Below are 19,833 nucleotides of genomic sequence, written 5' to 3'. Positions count from 1 at the left end.
GCCCGGAAGGGCCCGCCGCCGCTCTTCGTTCTTCCTCCGGGGAACGCGGCTACTTCCGCCGCCGGCAGCCTCCCCGCTTCGCCCCGGGCTTGCAGCCCTTCTTTCCCCCCGCGAGTTCCCGCTCCTTCTCGGCCACCATGAGGCGGGTCCTCACCGCCGTGTCCGGGGTGAGGCTCATGGAGTCGATCCCGCACTCCACCAGGAAGGCGGCGAAGTCGGGGAAGTCGCTGGGGGCCTGGCCGCAGATACCGATCTTGCGCCGCTTCTTCTTGGCCGTGTCGATGACCTGGCGCACGAGGCGCTTGACCGCCTCGTTGCGCTCGTCGTAGATGTGGGCGACGAGTTCCGAGTCGCGGTCGAGGCCCAGGGTGAGCTGGGTGAGGTCGTTGGAGCCGATGGAGAAGCCGTCGAAGACCTCCGCGAACTGGTCGGCCAGGACGACGTTGCTCGGGATCTCGCACATCACGTAGACCTCGAGGCCGTTGTCACCCTGGACGAGGCCGTGCTTCTTCATGACGCCGATGACCTTCTTCCCCTCCTCCACCGTGCGGCAGAAGGGGATCATGACCTTCACGTTGGTGAGCCCCATCTCGTCGCGGACCTTGCGCAGCGCCTGGCACTCCAGGGCGAAGGCGGGCTCGAAGGCCGGGGCGTAGTACCGGGAGGCCCCACGCCAGCCGATCATGGGGTTGTGTTCCTCCGGCTCGTAGAGGGCGCCGCCGATGAGGTTGGCGTACTCGTTGCTCTTGAAGTCCGAGAGGCGGACGATCACGTCGTTGGGCCAGAAACCGGCGGCGATCCGGGCGACCCCCTGGGCGAGGGTGTCCACGAAGAAGGCCGACTTGTCCTTGTAGGCCAGGGTCCGTTCCTCGATGGCCTGGACCACCTCGCGGACCGCCGCGTCGTTGCGGGCCTTGCGCTTGAGGTTCTTGAAGTCGAGGAGGGCGAGCGGATGGATGCCGATGTGGGAGTTGATGATGAACTCCAGCCGGGCCAGGCCCACCCCGTCGTTGGGGATCTGCCCCTGGGAGAAGGCCTGCTCCGGGATCCCGACGTTCATCATGATCTTGGTCCGGGTCTTGGGCACCTCGCGGAGATCCAACCGCTGGACCTCGAACTTGAGGAGGCCCTCGTAGACCCGGCCCTCTTCCCCCTCGGCGCACGAGACGGTGACCTTCTGCCCGTGGCGGATGGCCTCGGTCCCGTTCTCGGTGCCCACCACGCAGGGGATGCCCAGCTCCCGCGAGACGATGGCCGCGTGGCAGGTCCGGCCGCCGCGGTTGGTGACGATGGCCGAGGCCACCTTCATGATGGGCTCCCAGTCGGGGTCCGTCATGTCGGTGACCAGGACCTCGCCCTTCTTGAACTTGCTGATGTCGCTGACGCTCTTGATGACGTTGGCCCTTCCCTGGCCGATCTTGCTACCCACGGCCTTCCCGGTGGCCAGCACCTTCCCGCTCTCCTTGAGGACGTAGGTCTCGTAGAAGGAGGTGTCGCGCTGGGAATGAACCGTCTCGGGGCGGGCCTGGACGATGAAGAGGCCGCCGGTGCCGACCTTCTTCCCGTCGCCGTCCTTGGCCCACTCGATGTCCATGGCCTTGCCGTAGTGGCGCTCGATGATGCAGGCCCACTTGGCCAGGGTGATGAGCTCGTCGTCGGAGAGGACGAACCGGTTCCGCTCGGCCTGGGTGGTGACCTTGTTGGTGACCGGCCTCCTCGGGTTCTTGGTGTAGACCATCTTCTTCTGCTTGAGCCCGAGCCGCTTGCTCACCACCGGCCGGTGGCCCGTCTCGAGGGTGGGCTTGAAGACGTAGAACTCGTCCGGGTTCACCGCGCCCTGGACCACGTTCTCGCCGAGGCCCCATGCGCCGGTGATGTAGACCACCTTGTCGAAGCCGCTCTCGGTGTCCATGGTGAACATGACGCCGGAGCTGGCGCTGTCGCTCCGGACCATCTTCTGGACGGCGATGGAGAGGTAGACGTCGAAGTGGCCGAAGCCCTTGTCGTGGCGGTAGGAGATGGCGCGATCGGTGAAGAGGCTGGCGAAGCACCGGTGGCAGGCGTCGAGGAGCATCTCGGGCCCGCGGATGTTGAGATAGGTCTCCTGCTGGCCCGCGAAGGAGGCGTCGGGAAGGTCCTCGGCGGTGGCGGAGGAGCGGACGGCCACGTCCACGTCCGGGCCGTAGATCTTCTCCATCCGGCGGTAGGCGGCGACGATCTCCTTCTCGAGGTCCTCGGGGAAGGGGGCCTTCAGGATGATGTCCCGGACCTTCTTGCCGCGGGCCTGGAGGTTCTTCATGTTGTGGGTGTCGAGCCCCTCCAGGGCCTTTCGGATGGCACCCTCGATACCGGCGTCCTTCAGGAGGTGGATGTAGGCCTCGGCCGTGATGGCGAAGCCGTTCGGGACCTGGACCCCCTTGGAGGTGAGGTGCCGGTACATCTCGCCCAGGGAAGCGTTCTTCCCCCCGACGAGCGGCACGTCCTTGATCCCGATCTCCTCGAACCACAAGATGAATGGTTTCCGGCTCATGTCGAAGGCTCCTCCCTCCTGCTCCGGTTTGGATGCCAGACCTCGGCCCCTCCGCCGGCACGACCCGACCATCGGCGGCAGGCGCACCGCCCGGGGTGAAAGGCCAAAAAAGGCGTGGTGAATGAATGGCTATTCAGGCTCACGAATTTAGCAACCGCCCCGGATCGTTGTCAACCGCCGCGCGGCCTTCCAGGACCACCACGGCCACGCCGAAGGCCCGCTCGTGGGAGAGGCTGACGTGCCAGGCGGTGGCGCCGAGCCGGCGGGCGCGGTCCAGGGCCGCCCCGGTGAGCCCGAGGACGGGCCGGCCGGAGGGCTCGTGGCGCACCGAGATCTGCCGCCAGGCCACCCCGGCCCGCATCCCCGTCCCGAGGGCCTTGGAACAGGCCTCCTTGGCGGCGAAGCGCAGGGCGAGGTTCTCGGCGGGACGCCGGGACCGGCGGCAGTAGGCCCGCTCCTCCGGCGTGAAGACCCGCCCGAGAAACCGCTCCCCCCACCGGTCCACGGCCCGCGCGATCCGGTCGATCTCCACGATGTCCACCCCGAGGCCGACGATCACGCCCGCCTCCTTCCGGCGGCCCGCGCCGGGCGTCCGGCGCCGCGGGGGACGGCCCGGGGGCGGGGCGGCGCCATCAGCATCCCTTGACCAGGGCCAGCATCTCCCGCACAGCCCGCTCCATGCCCACGAGCACGGCCCGGGCCACCACGGCGTGGCCGATGCTGAACTCCTCGATCTCGCTCACCGAGGCCATCCGGGCGGTGTTCCGGTAGTCGAGGCCGTGGCCGGCGTGGACCCGGAGCCCGAGGTCCCGGGCGGCCCGGGCCGCCGCCACCACGGCCTCGAACTCCCGGTCGCGGGCCTCGGCCCCGCGGGCCTCGGCGTAGCGCCCGGTGTGGATCTCCACGCAGTCGGCCCCCGTGCGCCCGGCCGCCTCCACCTGGGCGGCCTCCGGGTCCACGAAGAGGCTCACCGGTACGCCGGCGTCGTGGAGCCGCGCCACCGCCTCCCGGATGTGCCCCTCGTGGGCCGCCACGTCCAGCCCCCCCTCGGTGGTCAGTTCCCGGCGCTTTTCCGGCACCAGGGTCACGATGTCGGGCCGGATCTCCGAGGCGATAGCGATCATCTCGTCCGTGGCCGCCATCTCCAGGGTGAGCCGCGTCTTCAGGATCTGCCGCAACACGCGGACGTCCCGGTCCTTGATGTGCCGCCGGTCCTCCCTGAGGTGCACCACCACGCCGTCGGCCCCGGCCAGTTCCACCAGCACCGCGGCCTGGACCGGGTCGGGCTCGGCGGCGAGCCGCGCCTCCCGGACCGTGGCCACGTGGTCCACGTTGATGCAAAGGTCCGCCATGATTCCCTCCTTGTCGAGTCTGTCCATGAGGGCCCGCTCCCGGGCCTCCATGCGGCGGGCCTCGGCGGCCCCCGCCTCGTGGTCCTCGCCCAGGAGATGCACGACGCCGTGGACGAGGAGCTCGAGGAGGCGCCGATGGAGGCCGACGCCGCCCGCCTCCGCCTCTCTCCGGGCGGCGTCCACGCAGAGCACCACGTCGCCGAGAAGACCCGCCCCCGGCGCCCCGCCCTCCCCCTGGGCGAAGGAGATGACGTTGGTGGTCCACGGCCGCCCCAGCCACCGGCCGTTGAGCTCGGCCATGGCCGCATCTGCCACAAGGAGGACGCTCAGCTCCGCCTCGGCCAGCCCCGCCGCCCGGAGCAGCCGGCCGGCGGCCCGTTCGAGGTACCGGAGGGGCACCGCCCCCGGGTACTCGCTGCGCACCTCCGCGGGCACGGCACGCCTCAGCCGGCCCCGGGAACCGGGGCGCCCTCGCCGGGAGGCCGCCCGCCGCCCCTCCGGGCCTCGTGGTCTTCGTAGGCCTGGATGATCCGCCGCACCAGCCGGTGCCGGACCACGTCCAGGTGGGTGAAGTGGATGAAGGCGATGCCCGGGACGCCGCGCAGGATCGCCTCGGCCTCGACCAGCCCGGAGGCCTGCTTCTCCGGGAGGTCGATCTGGGTGACGTCCCCCGTGATGACCGCCTTGGACCCGTAGCCGAGGCGGGTGAGAAACATCTTCATCTGCTCCGAGGTGGTGTTCTGGGCCTCGTCCAAGATCACGAAGGCCTCGTTCAGGGTCCGACCCCGCATGAAGGCCAGGGGGGCCACCTCGATCACCCCCCGGTCCAGGAGGCGCGAGGCCCGGTCCAGGGGCAGCATGTCGTAGAGGGCGTCGTAGAGGGGCCGGAGGTAGGGGTTGACCTTCTCCGCGAGATCCCCCGGCAAAAAGCCCAGCCGTTCCCCGGCCTCCACGGCGGGCCGGGCCAGGACGATCCGGGCCGCCTCCTCCCTCACCAGGGCCGCCACGGCCATGGCCATGGCGAGATAGGTCTTGCCGGTGCCGGCCGGGCCGATGCCGAAGACGATGTCGTGGCGGCGGATGGCGTCGACGTAGGCCTTCTGGGCGAGGCTCTTGGGCGTCACCACCCGGCGGCCGGAGCTGATGAAGATCTTGTCGAGGAAGATCTCGCGGAGGTCGGCCCCGGGATCGGCGCTCAGGATCTGTGCGGCGAACTCCACGTCGCCCTCGAAGAGGGGGTAGCCCTCCCGGAGGAGGCCGTAGAGCTGGGCCACGGCCCGGTCCGCCAGCTCCACCCCGGCCGCGTCGCCGGCGAGGGTGACCTGGTTGCCCCGCACGTGGCACTCGACGCCGAGCGCCTCCTCCAGCGCGTGGAGATTTCGACCCTGCTCCCCATAGAGGGCCCGCGCCAGCTGGTTGTCCTCGAAGGTCCGGACCTTCTCCGCCATGCGACGCCCCGCCTCCGCCTAGGCCCCGGCCAGGGCCCGGTCGTAGTACTTGCCCACCCCGTACTCCGTCCGCCGGAGGAACTTCTCCCACGGCGGACCGATGATCTGCATCTCCGGGTGGTGCTTCTGGACCTCGAGGGCGATGCGCATCTCGATCGTGCACCCCGTGCTGTAGGTGGCGTCCTTGCCCACCCACTCCGGGGGCACCTTCTCGCCCATGAGCTCGAAGGCCTTTTCTATATCCTCCACCGTCTGAAAACGCCAGATGTCGATGAGACCGCTCCGCTGGACGATCTCCCACATGTACATGAGGTCGTCGCCGTCCATGCCGGGCTCGAAGTGCTCGGCGGGGTTGATGACCACCACCCCTTCCTGCCGCTCCCGGAGATGGCGGACGAAGACCCCGAGGACGCGCTTGGCCGTGGCGAGCTGGTTGGGGATGCTCCCCACGATGGCGCTGTAGAACATGATGCTCTTTCCGCGGCGCTTCTGGACGGCCAGCTGGTCGATGAGGGCCTGGGCCTTGGCGGCGAGGTCCGCCTCCGAGAACCGGACCGCGGCGGGGTGGCGGGGCTTGACCTCGAGCCGGACCCGCCCGGGGCCGGCGCCGAAGACGTTCAGGATGTCCCGGGTGAAGCGGAACCGGGACCGAAGGAGGCAGGCCGCGTCCCCCCCGTCCCGGTTCACCACGGCGTCCACCTCCTTGAAGGCCCGGGCGAAGGTGACGGAGGTGAGCAGCGGGTTGAAGCGCTCCTGGGTGCCGTCCGAGATCACGAAGAGCATCTTGTCGCTCTTGAGCTTCTCCAGCAGGGCCTTCTTGGAGATCCGGGGGTCGGTGACCACCTCGGCGTCCCGCAGGGCCTCCTCCAGGTAGGGATCCTCCAGGACGTCGGCCAGGGTCACCGCCTCGTAGTAGAAGGCCTGCTTCACCGCGAGGATGACCTTCACCCCCATCCGGATCAGGAGCCGGATGACCTCGAGGTCCAGGAGGACCTCCCCGGCCGAGCTCCCCATCCAGAGGAGGTAGCGGCGCGGCCCCGGCCGCCGCCACTCGTCGAGCCGCGCGCAGAGCCATCCCCAGCCCTCGCCCTCGAGGGGAGCGGCCATCCAGGCGCGAAGATCCGCCTCGGACGGGGGCGTATCCAGGGTCCAGATCTCGGGACGGCCCGCGAGGGCCAAGAGGCGCCGGACCTGGAGGAGCAGGATCCGCCGCTCGAGGTCCGAGAGCCCCTCCCCGGCCCCGGCGTCGAGCCCCTCCGGGTCGTTCAGCGCCCGGCGAAAGGCCTCGGAGTCGAGGAGGCGGCGGACCCGCCGGTTGCGCCGCTCCTTCTCGGCGGCCAGGGGACGGTCGATCTCGCTGATGCGGGTGAAGATCTGGAGGAGCCGCTTCTCGAGGCGGCCGGGGAGGATCACCAGGGAGGCCGTCTCGTGCCGGAACTTGGTCCGGAGGAGGCTCAGGAGGAACCGGCGGCGGTAGTCGTCCTCCACCACGGATCGGACTAGGGGCTCCAACCGCTGCCAGACCTCCAGGTAGGCCAGGGGGAGGCGCTCGTCGGCGCGGCGCTCGATGATGGCCTCGAAGACCTCGTCGGCGCAGGGGTAGTAGTGGAGTTCGTCGCCCATGTAGACGATGAACCGGAGCTGCTCCGGGGAGGCCACCTCGTCCGGGAAGACCTCGTAGGCCAGGTGGTTCTCGGTGTAGAAGTTGGCGATCCAGGCGTCGCGTTCCGGGTCGCGGCCGGGCTCGGCGACGGGCGTCCGATCTTCCACCGCCGGCCTCAGAACATCTTCTTCTTGATGAAGACGTAGACCACGATGCCCGAGAGCACGAAGGAGAACCCCATGGTCATGGCGAAGGCGTGGGGGGAATGCTGGAAGGGCAGCTGCACGTTCATGCCGTAGATGCTGGCCACGAGGTTCGGCAGCATGAGGACGATGGTCACCGAGGTGAGGAATTTCATCACGATGTTCAGGTTGTTGGAGATCACCGAGGCGTAGGCGTCCATCATGCCGGAGAGGATGTCGCTGTAGATCTTGGCCATCTCGATGGCCTGCTGGTTCTCGGTGAGGGCGTCCTCGAGGATGTCCTCGTCCTCCTCGCCGATGGTGATGTAGCGCCCGCTCTGGAGCCGCGCCATGACGAGGTCGTTGGCCCGGAGGCTCGTGTTGAAGTAGACCAGGCTCTTTTCGAGGTTGAGGAGCTTGATGAGCTCCTTGTTGCGGACCGAGCGGTGGAGCTGCTCCTCGTACTCGTTGGTCAGCCGGTCGATGAAGCGGAGGTGGCGGAGATACTCGTAGGCGATCCGGAGAAAGACCTGGAAGATGAACCGGGTCTTGTTGGACAGCATGGGCGGCCGCAGGCGCGGCGTCTGGGTGAGCCCCTCGATGAGCTGGGTCTCCTTGAGGCACACCGTGACCATGGCGTCATCGGTGAGGACGATGCCGAGGGGGATGGTCTCGTAGCGGACGTAGTCGTCCTCGTGCCGGGGATCGGGGATCTTGACGATGATGAGGAGCTGGTCTTCCTCCCGCTCCACCCGGGAGGTCTCCTCCTCGTCGAGGGGATACCTCAGGAACTCGGGAAGAATACCGAGGTCCTCCTGCACCCGGGCCAGTTCCTCCGGGGTGGGAGCCACGAGGTTGACCCAGCAGCCGGGCCCGAACTCCGGGCTCCGTTCCATGCCATTGCCGTTTGGACGGAAGATAGTAAGCACGGCTCGTGATACCCCGCTGGCGGGACGACGTGGGTCAAACTCGGGTAAGGATCGCTGTCCACCTTACGGCTCCCGGCTCCATCGGAAAAAGTCACCTATTCCTATCACGGGGCCACTGCAAGGTCAAGAAAACCGGCCGGCGGCGGGGCGCGACGGCGCCTTGCCCGCCCCCGTTCCCTCTGTTAAAAACCCGGCATGGAAACGGACGCCGCGGACCTCGTGGACACCCACGCCCACCTCGACATGCCGCCCCTTCGGGAGGCGGTGGACGAGGTGCTCGACCGGGCCGCCCGGGCGGGGGTCCGCCAGGTCGTGGCCGTGGGCACCGACCCGGACAGCTCCCGGGCGGCCCTGGACCTCGCCCGCCGCCACCCCGGCGTTTACGCCGCCGTGGGCGTCCACCCCCACGACGCCGCCCGGCTCGACGAGGCCGCCATGGAACGCCTCGCCGCGCTCTGCCGGGAGGAAAAGGTCGTGGCCGTGGGCGAGATCGGCCTCGATTTCTACCGGAACCGGGCGCCGGCGGAGCTTCAGGCCTCGGCCCTGCGCCGCCAGCTGGCCCTGGCCCTGGAGGCGGGGCTCCCCGTGATCCTCCACGCCCGGGCGGCGGACGAGGCCCTCTGCGCCATCCTCGCGGAGACGGCGGGCCCGGGCCTCCGGGGCGTGGTCCACTGCTTCACCGGGGCCCCGGAGACGGCGGAACGGCTCGTGGAGCTGGGCCTCCACGTCTCCTTCACCGGGATCGTCACCTTCCCCGGGGCCGAGGCGGTGCGGGAGGCGGTCCGGGCCGTCCCCCCGGACCGGCTGCTGGTGGAGACGGATGCCCCCTACCTCGCACCCGTGCCCCATCGCGGCCGGCCCAACGAGCCCGCCTTCGTCGTCCACGTGGCCCGCCGCGTGGGCGAGTTGAAGGGCATGACCTTCGAAGAGGTGGCCGCGTGCACCAGCGCCAACGCCCGGGCCCTTTTCGGGCTGCCACACCCCTGATCCTGGCCTCGGCCTCCCCGAGGCGGCGGGAGCTCTTGGCCTCCCTCGGCCTCGACTTCGAGGTGGTGCCGAGCCAGGCCCCGGAACCCCCGCCGATGGCCGGGGAGCGGCCCGACGCCTACGCCCTGCGCCTGGCCCGGGCCAAGGCCCTCGACGTGGCGGCGCCCCGCCCCGGCGCCCTGGTCATCGGCGCGGACACCATCGTGGTCCTCGGGGACCGCGTGCTGGGAAAGCCCCGGGACGCCGCCGACGCCATGGCCACCCTCACCCGGCTGGCCGGGCGCACCCACGTGGTGATCACGGCCTGCTGCCTGGCCGGGGCCGGCGGCGCCGTCCGGGAGTTTGCCGTGGAGACCCGGGTGCGGCTGGCCCACCCCGGGCAGGAGGCGCTGGCCGCCTACGCCGCCGGCGGCGAGCCCCTGGACAAGGCGGGCAGCTATGCCATCCAGGGGGCCGGGGCCTTCCTGGTGGAACGGATCGAGGGCTCCCCTTCCAACGTGATCGGCCTGCCCCTCAAGGAACTGGCCGCCGCCCTCGTGGAACTGGAGGCCATACGCCCCGCCTCCCCGGGGCCGGCGGCCGGCGGCCGGGGCCCGGCATGATCGCGCGCGCGCTCGACGAGATCCGCCGCCGCATCGCCCGGGCCGAGGCCCGGGCGGGCCGCGCCCCCGGCGGCACCCGGCTGCTGGCGGTCACCAAGACCGTCCCCGCCGACCGGGTCCGCGCGGCCGCGGCGGCGGGGCAGCGGCTCTTCGGGGAGAACTACCTCCAGGAGGCCCGGGCCAAGCTGGCCGATCTCCAGGACCTCCGCCCGGAGACCACCTGGCACTTCATCGGCCGCCTCCAGCGGAACAAGGCCCGGGCGGCGGTGGAGCTCTTCGACTGCATCGAGAGCCTCGACGGGCTCAAGCTCGCCCGCACCCTGGACCGCCTGGCCGGGGAGGCCGGGCGCCGCCTCGCCGTCCTGGTGCAGGTGGACCTCGCGGGCGAGCCCACCAAGGGCGGCGTTGCCGCCGACGAGCTGCCCACCTTCCTGGAGGCGGTCTTCCGCCTGCCGAACCTCTCGGTGGAGGGGCTCATGTGCCTGCCGCCCTGGCGGGAGGACCCGGAAGAGGTCCGTCCCTACTTCCGGCGTCTCCGCCGGCTCCGGGACGAGGCCGTCCGGGCCGGGGCCCCGCCCGGGTTCCGGGAGCTCTCCATGGGCATGTCCCACGACTTCGAGGTGGCCGTGGAGGAAGGCGCCACCCTGGTCCGGGTGGGGACCGCCCTCTTCGGCCCCCGGCCGAAACGCCCCGAGGCGTGACGGCGTCCCGCAGGCGAGCGCGGCCCCGCGTCCCGGCCGAGGCACCGGGACTGCATCCGTGCGGGCGCGGGCCCCGGAGGACCACCTCCGCACGGGCCCTCGAGGCGCCCGGAGCCCCTTCCGAATCCCGCGGTGCTCCCGGATGGGGTATCATGTGCGCCACGAGGCCAGAGAGGAAGACGGCCCCGCCGAAAGGCCTCCGAGTGGACCGCCGAGCAAAGATCGCCGAATGCAAGGCGCGAGGATATCGAGGAACGCGGCGCACTTAAGCCCGCCGCGACGAGAGCATCCGAAGCAACGCCGCAGTTGGCGTATTTTTGCGACGCCGTCGAGGAAGGAGCGACGCCATGTACGAGATCTTCTGCCGCACCCACTTCTCCGCCGCCCACTACCTCCGGGACTACCCGGGCGACTGCGAGCACCTCCACGGCCATAACTGGGAGGTGGAGGCCGTGGTCCGCGCCGAGGGCCTGAACGAGATCGGCGTGGGCATCGACTTCCGCGACCTCAAGGCCGCCCTCGGCACCGTCCTGGAGGAACTGGACCACACCAACATCAACGACCACCCGGCCTTCCAGGACCGCAACCCCTCCTCGGAGCACCTGGCGGCCTACATCCACCGGCGCCTCGGCGAGGAGATCGCCGCCCACCCCGGGGTCCGGGTCGCCCGGGTCACGGTCTGCGAGACCCCGAAGACGGGGGTCACCTACATCGAGGACCCCTCGAGCGGCGGGGCCGCCGGCTGAGGGCCGCCGTGCCCCGCGTCGCCGAGACCTTCACGAGCCTCCAGGGGGAGGGGACCGCCGCCGGCCGGCCGTGTTTCTTCATCCGGATGGCGGGGTGCAACCTCCGGTGCACCTACTGCGACACGGCCTACGCCTGGGAGGGCGGGGAGACGATCCCCCCGGGCGGCCTGGTGGGGCGCTGGCGCGAAAGCGGCGTGCCCCTGGTGGAGGTGACAGGCGGCGAGCCCCTCCTCCAGCCCGAGACCCCGGAACTGCTCGGGCGGCTCCTCGCGGCGGGGGCCGAGGTCCTGCTCGAGACCAACGGGAGCCTCCCCCTCGACCCCGTCCCGCCCGGCGTCACCTGCATCGTGGACCGCAAGACCCCCGGCAGCGGCGTGGCCGGCGCCTGGCGCCCGGAGAACCTCGCCCGGCTCCGGGCCGGCGACCAGGTGAAGTTCGTGCTGACCGGCCGGGCGGACTACGACTGGGCCGTGGCGGAGCTTGGGGGCTGGCGCCTGCCGCCGGGGGTGGAGGTCCTCTTCTCCCCGGCCTGGGGCCGGCTGGCACCGGCCGATCTGGCCGAGTGGATCCTTGCGGACCGCCTGCCGGTCCGCTTCCAGCTCCAGCTCCACAAGCTGCTCTGGGGAGACAGGCAGGGCGTCTAGGGCCCGGTTCGGGCCACCGGCGACACGACGGCCCCGACCTTGCGCCGCTGCGCCCCCGCGGGTATAGAAACGGGGCCGGCGGGGGTGTTTTCACCCCGCCTCCTGGAGCCTTCCATGCACACCGAACCCTCCGTCCCACCCCGCCCCGAGATCTCCGTGGTGGTACCGGTCTACAACGAGGCCCCCAACCTCGCCCCCCTGGCGGAGCGCCTGGTGGCGCACCTCCGGCCCCTGGGCCGGTCCTTCGAGATCGTCTTCGTGGACGACGGGAGCACCGACGGCAGCCAGGAGCTCTACGCCGGGCTCAAGGAACGGTTCCCGGAGCTCCGGGTGGTGGTCTTCCGCCGCAACTTCGGCCAGAGCGCGGCCATGACCGCCGGCTTCGACCATGCCCGAGGCGACGTGGTGGTCTCCATGGACGGCGACCTCCAGAACGACCCCGCCGACATCCCCCGGCTGGTGGCCAAGCTCGAGGAGGGCTACGACATGGTCAGCGGCTGGCGCCGCGACCGGAAGGACCCCTTCCTCTCCCGGCGCCTCCCCTCGGTGCTCGCCAACCGTCTCATCGGCTGGTCCACCGGGGTCCGCCTCCACGACTACGGCTGCTCCCTCAAGGCCTACACCCGCGACGTGGCGAAGAACCTCGTCCTCTACGGGGAACTCCACCGCTTCATCCCGGTGCTCGCCCACCTCTACGGCGCCCGGGTGGCCGAGGTGGAGGTCACCCACCATCCCCGCCGCATGGGGACGAGCAAGTACGGGATCGGCCGGACCTACCGGGTGCTCCTGGACCTCCTCCTCATGCTCTTCTTCCAGAAGTTCGCCACGCGGCCCCTCCAGTTCTTCGGCCTGAGCGGCGGTCTCCTCTTCGCGGCCGGGGTCCTGGTGGAGGGCTACCTCACCTGGGTGAAACTCTGGCTGGGCCAGGACATCGGGCACCGGCCCCTGCTGCTGCTGGGGGCGCTGCTCGTCATCACCGGCCTCGTGCTGGCGGGCATCGGGCTCCTGGCCGAGCTGGTGGTCCGGACCTACTACGAGTCCTCCGGCCGGCGCATCTATACCGTGCGGCGGGTCATCGAATAATGATGACGGCGTCGGAAAAAACCGCCCACCGCGGCGTTGCTTCGGATGTTCTCGTCATTGCGGCGTACTTAAGTACGCCTCAATCCTCGACATCATCGCACCTTGCCTTCGGCGTTCTTCGCTTAGCCATCCACCCAGAGGCCTTCTTGCGAGGTCATCGCGTGATGGCGTCGTGCCCGCCGGCGACGCCCGCCTAGCCGTCCCGCCTTGACCGCGTCACACGGCCATCACGGAGCAGAAACCCGCCGCCGGGGCGCCGGGCGGCTGGCGGCCCGGCTGGGGGTGAGCCTCGGGCTCCTGGCCTGGCTCGTCTCCCGCGTGGAACCCGGCGAGCTGGCCGCCTCCTTCGGGGCGGTCCCCGCGGGGGCCGCGGCCGCGGCCCTCGCCCTCTACCTGGGATCCCAGCTGGCGAGCAGCCTCCGGTGGTTCCTCCTGGCCGGGGCCCTGGGCTTCGGCGGGGCCTGGCGGCGTTACCTCGGCGCCTACTTCGCCGGGATGTTCTTCAACCTCTTCCTGCCCACGAGCATCGGGGGCGACGTCTGGAAGGTCTTCTGGCTGGCCGGCGGGGAGCCGAGGCGGCTCAGGGCCGCCGCCACGGTGCTGGCCGACCGGGCCCTCGGCTTCGCGGCCATGTTCCTCCTGGGGGCGCTGGCGGTGACGGCGGCCGACCCGGGGGCGGCGGCCCGGTTCCGGTGGCCCCTGGTGGGTGCGGCCGCAGCCGCGGCGGGTCTCGCCGTGCTGGCCGCCGCGGCGCCCGGCCTCCTCCGCCGGCTCTTTCCGGCCTCGGCCGGCCGGCTCCAGGCCCTGGAGGAGCTGGCCCGGCACCCGGCGCGGGTCGGCGCGGCCTTCGGCCTCTCCCTGCTCCTCCAGGGGCTCTGCATGGGGGCCGTGGCGGTGCTCGGCCGGGGCATGGGGCTGGCGCCCCCCGTCGCCTTCTACTACGCCGTCTTTCCGCTCATCGCCCTGGCCTCCCTGCTCCCCGTGAGCTTCAACGGGATCGGGGTCCGGGAGGGCGGCTTCGTCTTCTTCCTCGGCATCGAGGGCGTGCCCGCCGGCCAGGCCCTCACCCTGGGGCTCACCTTCTTCGGGGTCCAGGTGGCGGCGAGCCTCCTGGGGGGCCTGGCCTACGGAGTCGGCCTCCACGGAGGCCGGGCGGGGGGTGCGGCATGAGGGCGGCACCGGCGGCGACCGGCGGGGACGCGGCCCTGTGGCACCGGCGCTTCCTGGTGCTCTTCTTCGGCGTCCTCGCCCTCCGGGTGGCGATCCTGGCCCTCCTGCGGCTGGACCTCTCCCCGGACGAGGCCTACTACTGGGACTGGTCGCGCCGGCTCGACTGGGGCTACTACAGCAAGCCGCCCATGGTGGCCTGGATCATCGCCGGGGCCGTAGATATCTTCGGGCACAGCGCCCTCGGCGTGCGGCTGCCGGCGGCGGTCCTCGGCACCGTCACCCTCTGGGGGGTCTACCTCCTCGGCCGCCGGCTCTTCTCGGCCCGGGCGGGGTTCTGGGCCGCGGCGGCCGCCGCGGCCCTGCCCGGAAGCGCCGTCCTCTGCCTGGCCATGACCATCGACGCCCCCCTGGTCTGCTGCTGGTCCCTGGCCCTCTTCACCTTCTGGCGGGCGGCGGAAGGCGGACGGGGCCACGCCGGCTGGTGGCTCCTCACCGGGGCCCTCGTGGGTGCGGGACTCCTTTCCAAGCAGACCATGGCGGCCTTCTGGCCGCTGGCGGGGCTCTTCCTCGCGGCGGATCCCGGCCGGCGGCGCCTCCTGCGCTCCCCGTGGCCCTATGCGGCGGTCCTGGCAAGCGGCCTGATGGTCGCCCCGGTGCTCGCATGGAACGCCCGCCACGGCTGGATCACCTTCCGCCACACCGCCCACCACTTCCACGCCGCGGGGGGGGCGGTCTCCCTGAAGACCTTCTTGGCCTTCGCCGGCTCCCAGCTCGGCGTGGTCTCCCCCATCCTCTGGGGGCTCGCCCTCTGGGTGGGCGGGGCCTGGCTCGCCCGGGCCCGCCGGGCACACGGACCCGTGGCCTTCCTGCTGGCCATGAGCACGGTCCCGGTCTTCGGGGTCCTGGCCCTCTCCCTCCACCAGCCCGTCAACGCCAACTGGGCCGCCCCCTTCCACCTCGGCTCGCTGGTGCTCCTGGCCGGCTGGGCCGAGGGGGCCGTGGATCGGCCCGCCCCGCCCCCCGGGCGGCGGGTCCGCCTCTTCCGGGCCGGGGTCTGGACCGCCGCCGCCATGAGCCTCCTCCTCTACGCCGTGCCCCCGGCGGTGGTCCGTTCACCCCTGGCCGGGGGACGTCTCGACCCCACGGTGCGGGTCCGGGGGTGGGCCGAGCTGGGGCGCGAGGTGGGCCGGGTTCTGGACGGCCTCCCGGGCCGGGAGCGGATGGTCGTCCTCTCCCGGCGGCGTCAGGTCGTCTCCGAGCTCGCCTTCTACCTGCCCCGGGGGCTTCCCGTGGCCCGCTGGAGCGTCCCCGGGGAGGGGGTGCGGTCCCAGTACGAGCTCTGGCCGGAGCTCCTCGAGGCCGCGGCGGGCCGAGACGCCCTGGTGGTGCTGGAGCCCGGGGACCCGCTCCTGCCCATCGTGGCACGGGACTTCACCGAGCTCCGGCCCCTGGGGGAGGTGGAGGCGGTCCTCGGACCGGCGGGCACGCGGCGCCTCGCCCTCTACCTGGGCCGCGGGTTCCGGCGGGGAGGCCGCCGGTGACGGCCGCCCTGGACGCGATTCTCCGGGCGGACCGGGCCCTCTTCCTCTGCCTGAACCATGCCCGGAACCCGGTCTTCGACTGGCTCATGCCGGCCCTGTCCGACCTGAAGCTCTTCCTGCCGGTGCTCGTTCCTGTTCTCGCCTGGCGGCTCTGGCGGGGGGGGCGGCGGGAACGGGTGATGTGGCTCGGCCTCGTCGCCGCCGTGGTGGCGGCGGACCTCGCCTGCGCCCGGCTCATCAAGCCCCTGGTGGGCCGGATGCGGCCCTACGTGGACCTCGACGGCGTCTGGGTGGCCTCGGGCTGGAAGTGGTTCGTCACCAACCCGACCATCCGGGCCTACGCGGGGCCGAGCCTGTCCTGGCCCTCGTGCCACGCGGCCAACATCTGGACCGCCGGGGCCTACCTCGCCCGCTGGCGGCCCCGGTGGTGGCCCGGTCTCCTACCGCTGGCCCTGGCGGTTTCCTACTCCAGGATTTATCTTGGCGAGCACTATCCCCTGGACGTCCTCGGCGGGGCGCTGCTCGGCGCCGCCTGGGGCTGGGGGCTCGCCTGCCTCCTGCGCCGCCGGGTGGAGGGGGGCCGGACGACGAGGAGGACACCATGAAGGTCACCATCTTCGGCTGCGGTTACGTGGGCCTCGTCACGGGGGCCTGCTTCGCCGAGGTCGGCAACGAGGTCCTGTGCGTGGACGTGGACGCGGCGCGGGTCGAGCGGCTCAACGCGGGCGAGGTGCCCATCTTCGAGCCGGGGCTCGAGGACCTCGTCCACCGGAACACCGCCGCGGGCCGCCTCGCCTTCACCACCGACCCCGCCGAGGCGGTGGCGCACGGTCTCTTCCAGATGATCGCGGTGGGCACCCCGCCCGACGAGGACGGCTCGGCGGATCTGCGCCACGTGCTCGACGTGGCCCGGACCATCGGGGCCCACATGGACGGGTACCGGGTGGTGGTGGACAAGTCCACGGTGCCCGTGGGCACCGCCGACCGGGTCCGGGAGGCGGTGGCCGCCGAGCTCCACCGGCGCGGGGTGCAGGTGGAATTCGACGTGGTCTGCAACCCGGAGTTCCTCAAGGAGGGGGAGGCGGTGGAGGACTTCATGAAACCCGAGCGGATCGTGGTGGGCGCCGACAACCCCCGAACCGTCGAGCTCCTGAAGCTCCTCTACGCCCCCTTCAACCGGAACCACGAGCGCATGGTGATCATGGACGTCCGCTCCGCGGAACTGACCAAGTACGCCGCCAACGCCATGCTGGCCACCAAGATCAGCTTCATGAACGAGATGGCGAACCTGGCCGAGCGCCTGGGGGCGGACATCGAGAAGGTCCGGGTGGGGATCGGCTCCGACTCGCGGATCGGCTACGCCTTCATCTACCCCGGTTGCGGCTACGGCGGCTCCTGCTTCCCCAAGGACGTCAAGGCCTTGGAGCGCATGGCGGCCGCCGCGGGCTACGAGGCGCGCCTCCTGGCCGCCGTGGAAGACGTGAACCGGCGGCAGAAGGAGGTCCTCCTCCGCAAGATGGAGGCCCACTACGGCGACCGGCTCCCGGGTCGGACCCTGGCCCTCTGGGGGCTCTCCTTCAAGCCCGGCACCGACGACATCCGCGAGGCCCCGAGCTGCGTGCTGATCGAGGGGCTGCTGGCGCGCGGGGCCCGCGTCCGGGCCTACGACCCGAAGGCCATGGAGGCCGTCCGGCGCCGCTTCGGCGACCGGGACGGACTCGAGCTGGTCCCGTCGCCCTACGAGGCCCTGGAGGGGGCGGACGGGCTGGCGCTGGTGACGGAGTGGAAGGAATTCCGGAGCCCCGACTTCGACCGGATCCGCGAGCTCCTTGGAGAGCCGGTGATCTTCGACGGCCGAAACGTCTACGACCCGGACCTCTTGGCCGCCAAGGGCTTCGCCTACTACGGCATCGGCCGCGGGCGGAGCGTCCACCGGCCGGCGGGGGCGGCGGCGTGAAGGTCCTCGTCACCGGGGCGGCGGGCTTCATCGGGGCGGCCCTCTCCCACGCCCTCCTCGACCGCGGAGACGAGGTGGTGGGGGTGGACAACCTCAACGACTACTACGACGTGACCCTCAAGGAGGCGCGGCTGGCCCGCCTCGCGGCCCGGCCCGGGTTCACCGCCGAGCGGGCGGACATCGCCGACCGCGGGGCCATGGCCGGGGTCTTCGCCCGCCACCGGCCCCGCCGCGTGGTGAATCTCGCCGCCCAGCCCGGAGTGCGCTACTCCTTGGAAAACCCCGACGCCTACGTGGACGCCAACCTCGTGGGCTTCGCCAACGTCCTTGAGGGCTGCCGCCGCCACGGGGTGGAGCACCTGGTCTTCGCCTCGAGCAGCTCGGTCTACGGGGCCAACACGCGGCTTCCCTTCTCGGTGCACCACAACGTGGACCACCCGGTGAGCCTCTACGCCGCCACCAAGAAGGCGGGCGAGCTCATGGCCCACGCCTACAGCCACCTCTACGGGCTGCCGACCACCGGCCTCCGGTTCTTCACCGTCTACGGCCCCTGGGGCCGGCCGGACATGGCCTACTTCATCTTCACCCGCAAGATCCTGGCCGGGGAACCCATCGACGTCTTCAACCACGGCCGGTGCCGGCGCGACTTCACCTACATCGACGACATCGTGGAGGGCGTGGTCCGGGTCCTGGACCGCGTCCCGGCCCCGGATCCCTCCTGGAACGGGGACGACCCCGACCCCGGGACCAGCGCCGCCCCCTACCGGATCTACAACATCGGCAACAGCACGCCGGTGGACCTCATGCGGTTCATCGGGCTCATCGAGGAACGGCTCGGTCGAAGGGCCGAGATGCGCCTCCTCCCCCTCCAGAAGGGCGACGTCCCGGAGACCTTCGCCGACACCACCGACCTCGAGCGGGACGTGGGCTTCAAGGCCGCCACCCCCGTGGAGGAGGGAATCGCCCGGTTCGTGGACTGGTACCTGGACTACTACGGCCCCGGGACGGCCGGCTAGGCCGCCTCCTGGCACTGGGCGAGCACGGCCGCGACCACCTCCGGGGTGTAGAGGGCGTCCACGCCCCAGATGCCCGCCTGGAGGGCGGCGTTCTCGGCGATCCGGCCGTGGTCGCCGGCGGAGATGCCGAGTTCCGAAAGGCTCGTGGGGCACCCCACCCGGCGGAGCCAGTCGCGCAGGGCCGCGATGGTCTGCCGGGCCTCCTCGCGCCGGGTGCCGCCCGAGAGGTTCCAGAGGCGCCGGCCGAGCTGGGCCACCTTGTCCGCGGACTCCGCGGCCCGCCACGACATCCAGCCCGGCAGCAGGGCGGCCAGCCCCGCCCCGTGGGGGACGTCGAAGAGGGCGCTCAGCGCGTGCTCGATCATGTGGACCGCGAAGAAGTGCTCCCCGATGCCCGCCCGGGTCAGCCCGTTCAGGGCCAGGGTGGCCCCCCACATGAGGGTGGACCGGGCGGCCACGTCCCCGGGCCGCGCCACGGCCGCCTCGGTGGCCTCGAGGAGGGTCTGGATCAGGGCCTCGGCCAGACGGTCCTGGAGGGGGGTGTCGGGGTCGGACCCGTTGAAGTAGGGCTCGAGCAGGTGGCAGACGGCGTCGGCGCCGCCGTAGGCGGTGTAGTCCGGGGGCACCGAGCAGGTGAGCACCGGGTCCAGGATGGACAGCCGCGGGTAGAGATGCTCGGAGCCCGCCGCGAGCTTGTGCCCCGTCTCCTCGTTGGTGATGACCATGAAGCCGTTCATCTCCGACCCCGAGGCCGCCAGCGTCGGGACGGTGAAGACGGGGAGGGCCCCGGCGATCTCCCGCGTCCGGGTGAAGCAGTCCCAGACGTCGCCCTCGTCCAGGACCGCGCCGGCCGCCACGGCCTTGGCGGTGTCCATGACGCTGCCGCCGCCGAGGGCCACCACCGCGGTGAGCGCCTCCGCCCGGGTCGCCTCGATCCCCTCCCGCACCTTGGAGAGGCGGGGGTTGGAGACCACGCCCTCGAGGTCCCGGACGCGGACGCCGGCCGCCTCGAGGCTCCGGCGGACCCTGTCGTAGGCACCTGTCCGCTTGGCGCTGCCCGTCCCGGTGACGAGCAGCACCCGGTCCGAGAAGGGGCGGATCTCGGCCCCGGCCTGGTCGCAGAGCCCCGGGCCGAAGAGGATGCGGGTGGGATTGTGAAAGGTGAAGGGCTGCATGGGAGGCCTCCGGGTCGCTGGGCGCGGCGCCCTAATCCTCCGGGGCGGGCACGCCGATAAGAGTGGAAACCGGCGCCGCCGGCTGCGGGGCCGACGCCGTCCATGGTCACCATTCTACACGACAAAACGGCCCGGGGAGTAGGGGGCGCCGGGTCCGGGGGAGACGC

Annotated in this window: 18 protein-coding genes; 11 read left to right on the top strand and 7 right to left on the bottom strand. The window is 71.6% G+C overall.

Annotated elements, in window-relative coordinates; genetic code table 11:
- Window positions 1-49: 49 nt before the first annotated feature.
- The 6 genes from ppsA to HCU62_RS09220 all read right to left on the bottom strand — a co-directional run bounded on the left by ppsA (window position 50) and on the right by HCU62_RS09220 (window position 8,011).
- Window positions 50-2,530 carry a phosphoenolpyruvate synthase gene (ppsA, locus tag HCU62_RS09245; protein ID WP_163298364.1) on the bottom strand — a complete coding sequence of 827 codons (2,481 nt, stop codon included), beginning with the start codon at window positions 2,528-2,530 and terminating at the stop codon, window positions 50-52.
- A gap of 139 nt (window positions 2,531-2,669) precedes the next feature.
- The gene (gene acpS / locus HCU62_RS09240) at window positions 2,670-3,089 is read right to left on the bottom strand and encodes a holo-ACP synthase (RefSeq protein WP_163298365.1); all 420 of its coding nucleotides are present in this window, start codon (window positions 3,087-3,089) and stop codon (window positions 2,670-2,672) included.
- 73 nt (window positions 3,090-3,162) lie between these two features.
- Entirely contained in the window at window positions 3,163-4,317 is a 1,155-nt protein-coding gene (locus HCU62_RS09235; RefSeq protein WP_343066731.1) for a pyridoxine 5'-phosphate synthase, read from the bottom strand.
- 8 nt (window positions 4,318-4,325) lie between these two features.
- On the bottom strand, window positions 4,326-5,330 hold the full coding sequence (locus tag HCU62_RS09230; protein WP_163298903.1) for a PhoH family protein: 1,005 nt from the start codon (window positions 5,328-5,330) through the stop codon (window positions 4,326-4,328).
- Window positions 5,331-5,348: 18 nt separating this feature from the next.
- Window positions 5,349-7,100: a hypothetical protein gene (locus HCU62_RS09225; RefSeq protein ID WP_163298902.1), complete on the bottom strand. Its 1,752-nt coding sequence runs from the start codon at window positions 7,098-7,100 to the stop codon at window positions 5,349-5,351.
- Window positions 7,101-7,108: 8 nt separating this feature from the next.
- Entirely contained in the window at window positions 7,109-8,011 is a 903-nt protein-coding gene (locus HCU62_RS09220; RefSeq protein ID WP_163298901.1) for a magnesium transporter CorA family protein, read from the bottom strand.
- A gap of 228 nt (window positions 8,012-8,239) precedes the next feature.
- Between HCU62_RS09220 and HCU62_RS09215 the strand changes: the two genes are divergently transcribed.
- The 11 genes from HCU62_RS09215 (at window position 8,240) to HCU62_RS09165 (ending at window position 18,491) form a co-directional block, all read left to right on the top strand.
- Window positions 8,240-9,031: a TatD family hydrolase gene (locus tag HCU62_RS09215; protein WP_163298900.1), complete on the top strand. Its 792-nt coding sequence runs from the start codon at window positions 8,240-8,242 to the stop codon at window positions 9,029-9,031.
- Window positions 8,983-9,633 (top strand): Maf family protein, encoded by a 651-nt coding sequence (locus HCU62_RS09210; RefSeq protein WP_163298899.1) that lies wholly within the window; start codon window positions 8,983-8,985, stop codon window positions 9,631-9,633. Before HCU62_RS09215 ends, HCU62_RS09210 begins: the two co-directional genes overlap by 49 nt.
- Window positions 9,630-10,334, top strand: coding sequence for a YggS family pyridoxal phosphate-dependent enzyme (locus tag HCU62_RS09205; protein ID WP_163298898.1), 705 nt, complete (start codon window positions 9,630-9,632; stop codon window positions 10,332-10,334). Before HCU62_RS09210 ends, HCU62_RS09205 begins: the two co-directional genes overlap by 4 nt.
- A 347-nt stretch (window positions 10,335-10,681) precedes the next feature.
- Complete coding sequence (queD, locus tag HCU62_RS09200) at window positions 10,682-11,080, top strand: 6-carboxytetrahydropterin synthase QueD (RefSeq protein ID WP_163298897.1); 399 nt, start codon at window positions 10,682-10,684, stop codon at window positions 11,078-11,080.
- An 8-nt stretch (window positions 11,081-11,088) separates the two neighbouring features.
- Window positions 11,089-11,724, top strand: coding sequence for a radical SAM protein (locus tag HCU62_RS09195; protein ID WP_309474811.1), 636 nt, complete (start codon window positions 11,089-11,091; stop codon window positions 11,722-11,724).
- 114 nt (window positions 11,725-11,838) lie between these two features.
- Complete coding sequence (locus HCU62_RS09190) at window positions 11,839-12,807, top strand: glycosyltransferase family 2 protein (protein ID WP_163298896.1); 969 nt, start codon at window positions 11,839-11,841, stop codon at window positions 12,805-12,807.
- A 207-nt stretch (window positions 12,808-13,014) separates the two neighbouring features.
- Window positions 13,015-13,977 (top strand): lysylphosphatidylglycerol synthase transmembrane domain-containing protein, encoded by a 963-nt coding sequence (locus tag HCU62_RS09185; RefSeq protein ID WP_163298895.1) that lies wholly within the window; start codon window positions 13,015-13,017, stop codon window positions 13,975-13,977.
- A complete protein-coding gene (locus HCU62_RS12710) occupies window positions 13,974-15,518 on the top strand; it encodes an ArnT family glycosyltransferase (RefSeq protein WP_169755583.1) in 1,545 nt (514 codons plus the stop codon). Before HCU62_RS09185 ends, HCU62_RS12710 begins: the two co-directional genes overlap by 4 nt.
- Window positions 15,515-16,123: a phosphatase PAP2 family protein gene (locus HCU62_RS09175; RefSeq protein ID WP_163298816.1), complete on the top strand. Its 609-nt coding sequence runs from the start codon at window positions 15,515-15,517 to the stop codon at window positions 16,121-16,123. Before HCU62_RS12710 ends, HCU62_RS09175 begins: the two co-directional genes overlap by 4 nt.
- Window positions 16,120-17,475, top strand: a complete 1,356-nt coding sequence (locus HCU62_RS09170) for a UDP-glucose dehydrogenase family protein (protein WP_163298817.1) — start codon at window positions 16,120-16,122, stop codon at window positions 17,473-17,475. The genes HCU62_RS09175 and HCU62_RS09170 overlap by 4 nt, the downstream gene beginning before the upstream one ends.
- Window positions 17,472-18,491, top strand: a complete 1,020-nt coding sequence (locus tag HCU62_RS09165; RefSeq protein WP_163298818.1) for an NAD-dependent epimerase — start codon at window positions 17,472-17,474, stop codon at window positions 18,489-18,491. Before HCU62_RS09170 ends, HCU62_RS09165 begins: the two co-directional genes overlap by 4 nt.
- On the opposite strand, the gene HCU62_RS09160 is transcribed toward HCU62_RS09165, so the two are convergent.
- Complete coding sequence (locus HCU62_RS09160; protein ID WP_163298819.1) at window positions 18,488-19,666, bottom strand: iron-containing alcohol dehydrogenase; 1,179 nt, start codon at window positions 19,664-19,666, stop codon at window positions 18,488-18,490. The genes HCU62_RS09165 and HCU62_RS09160 overlap by 4 nt on opposite strands.
- Between the last annotated feature and the right edge of the window lie 167 nt (window positions 19,667-19,833).

Source organism: Dissulfurirhabdus thermomarina, assembly GCF_012979235.1.
Lineage (GTDB): Bacteria > Desulfobacterota > Dissulfuribacteria > Dissulfuribacterales > Dissulfurirhabdaceae > Dissulfurirhabdus > Dissulfurirhabdus thermomarina.
Note: the sequence above shows the minus strand (reverse complement) of the source record. Positions and strands in the feature narration are given on the sequence as shown.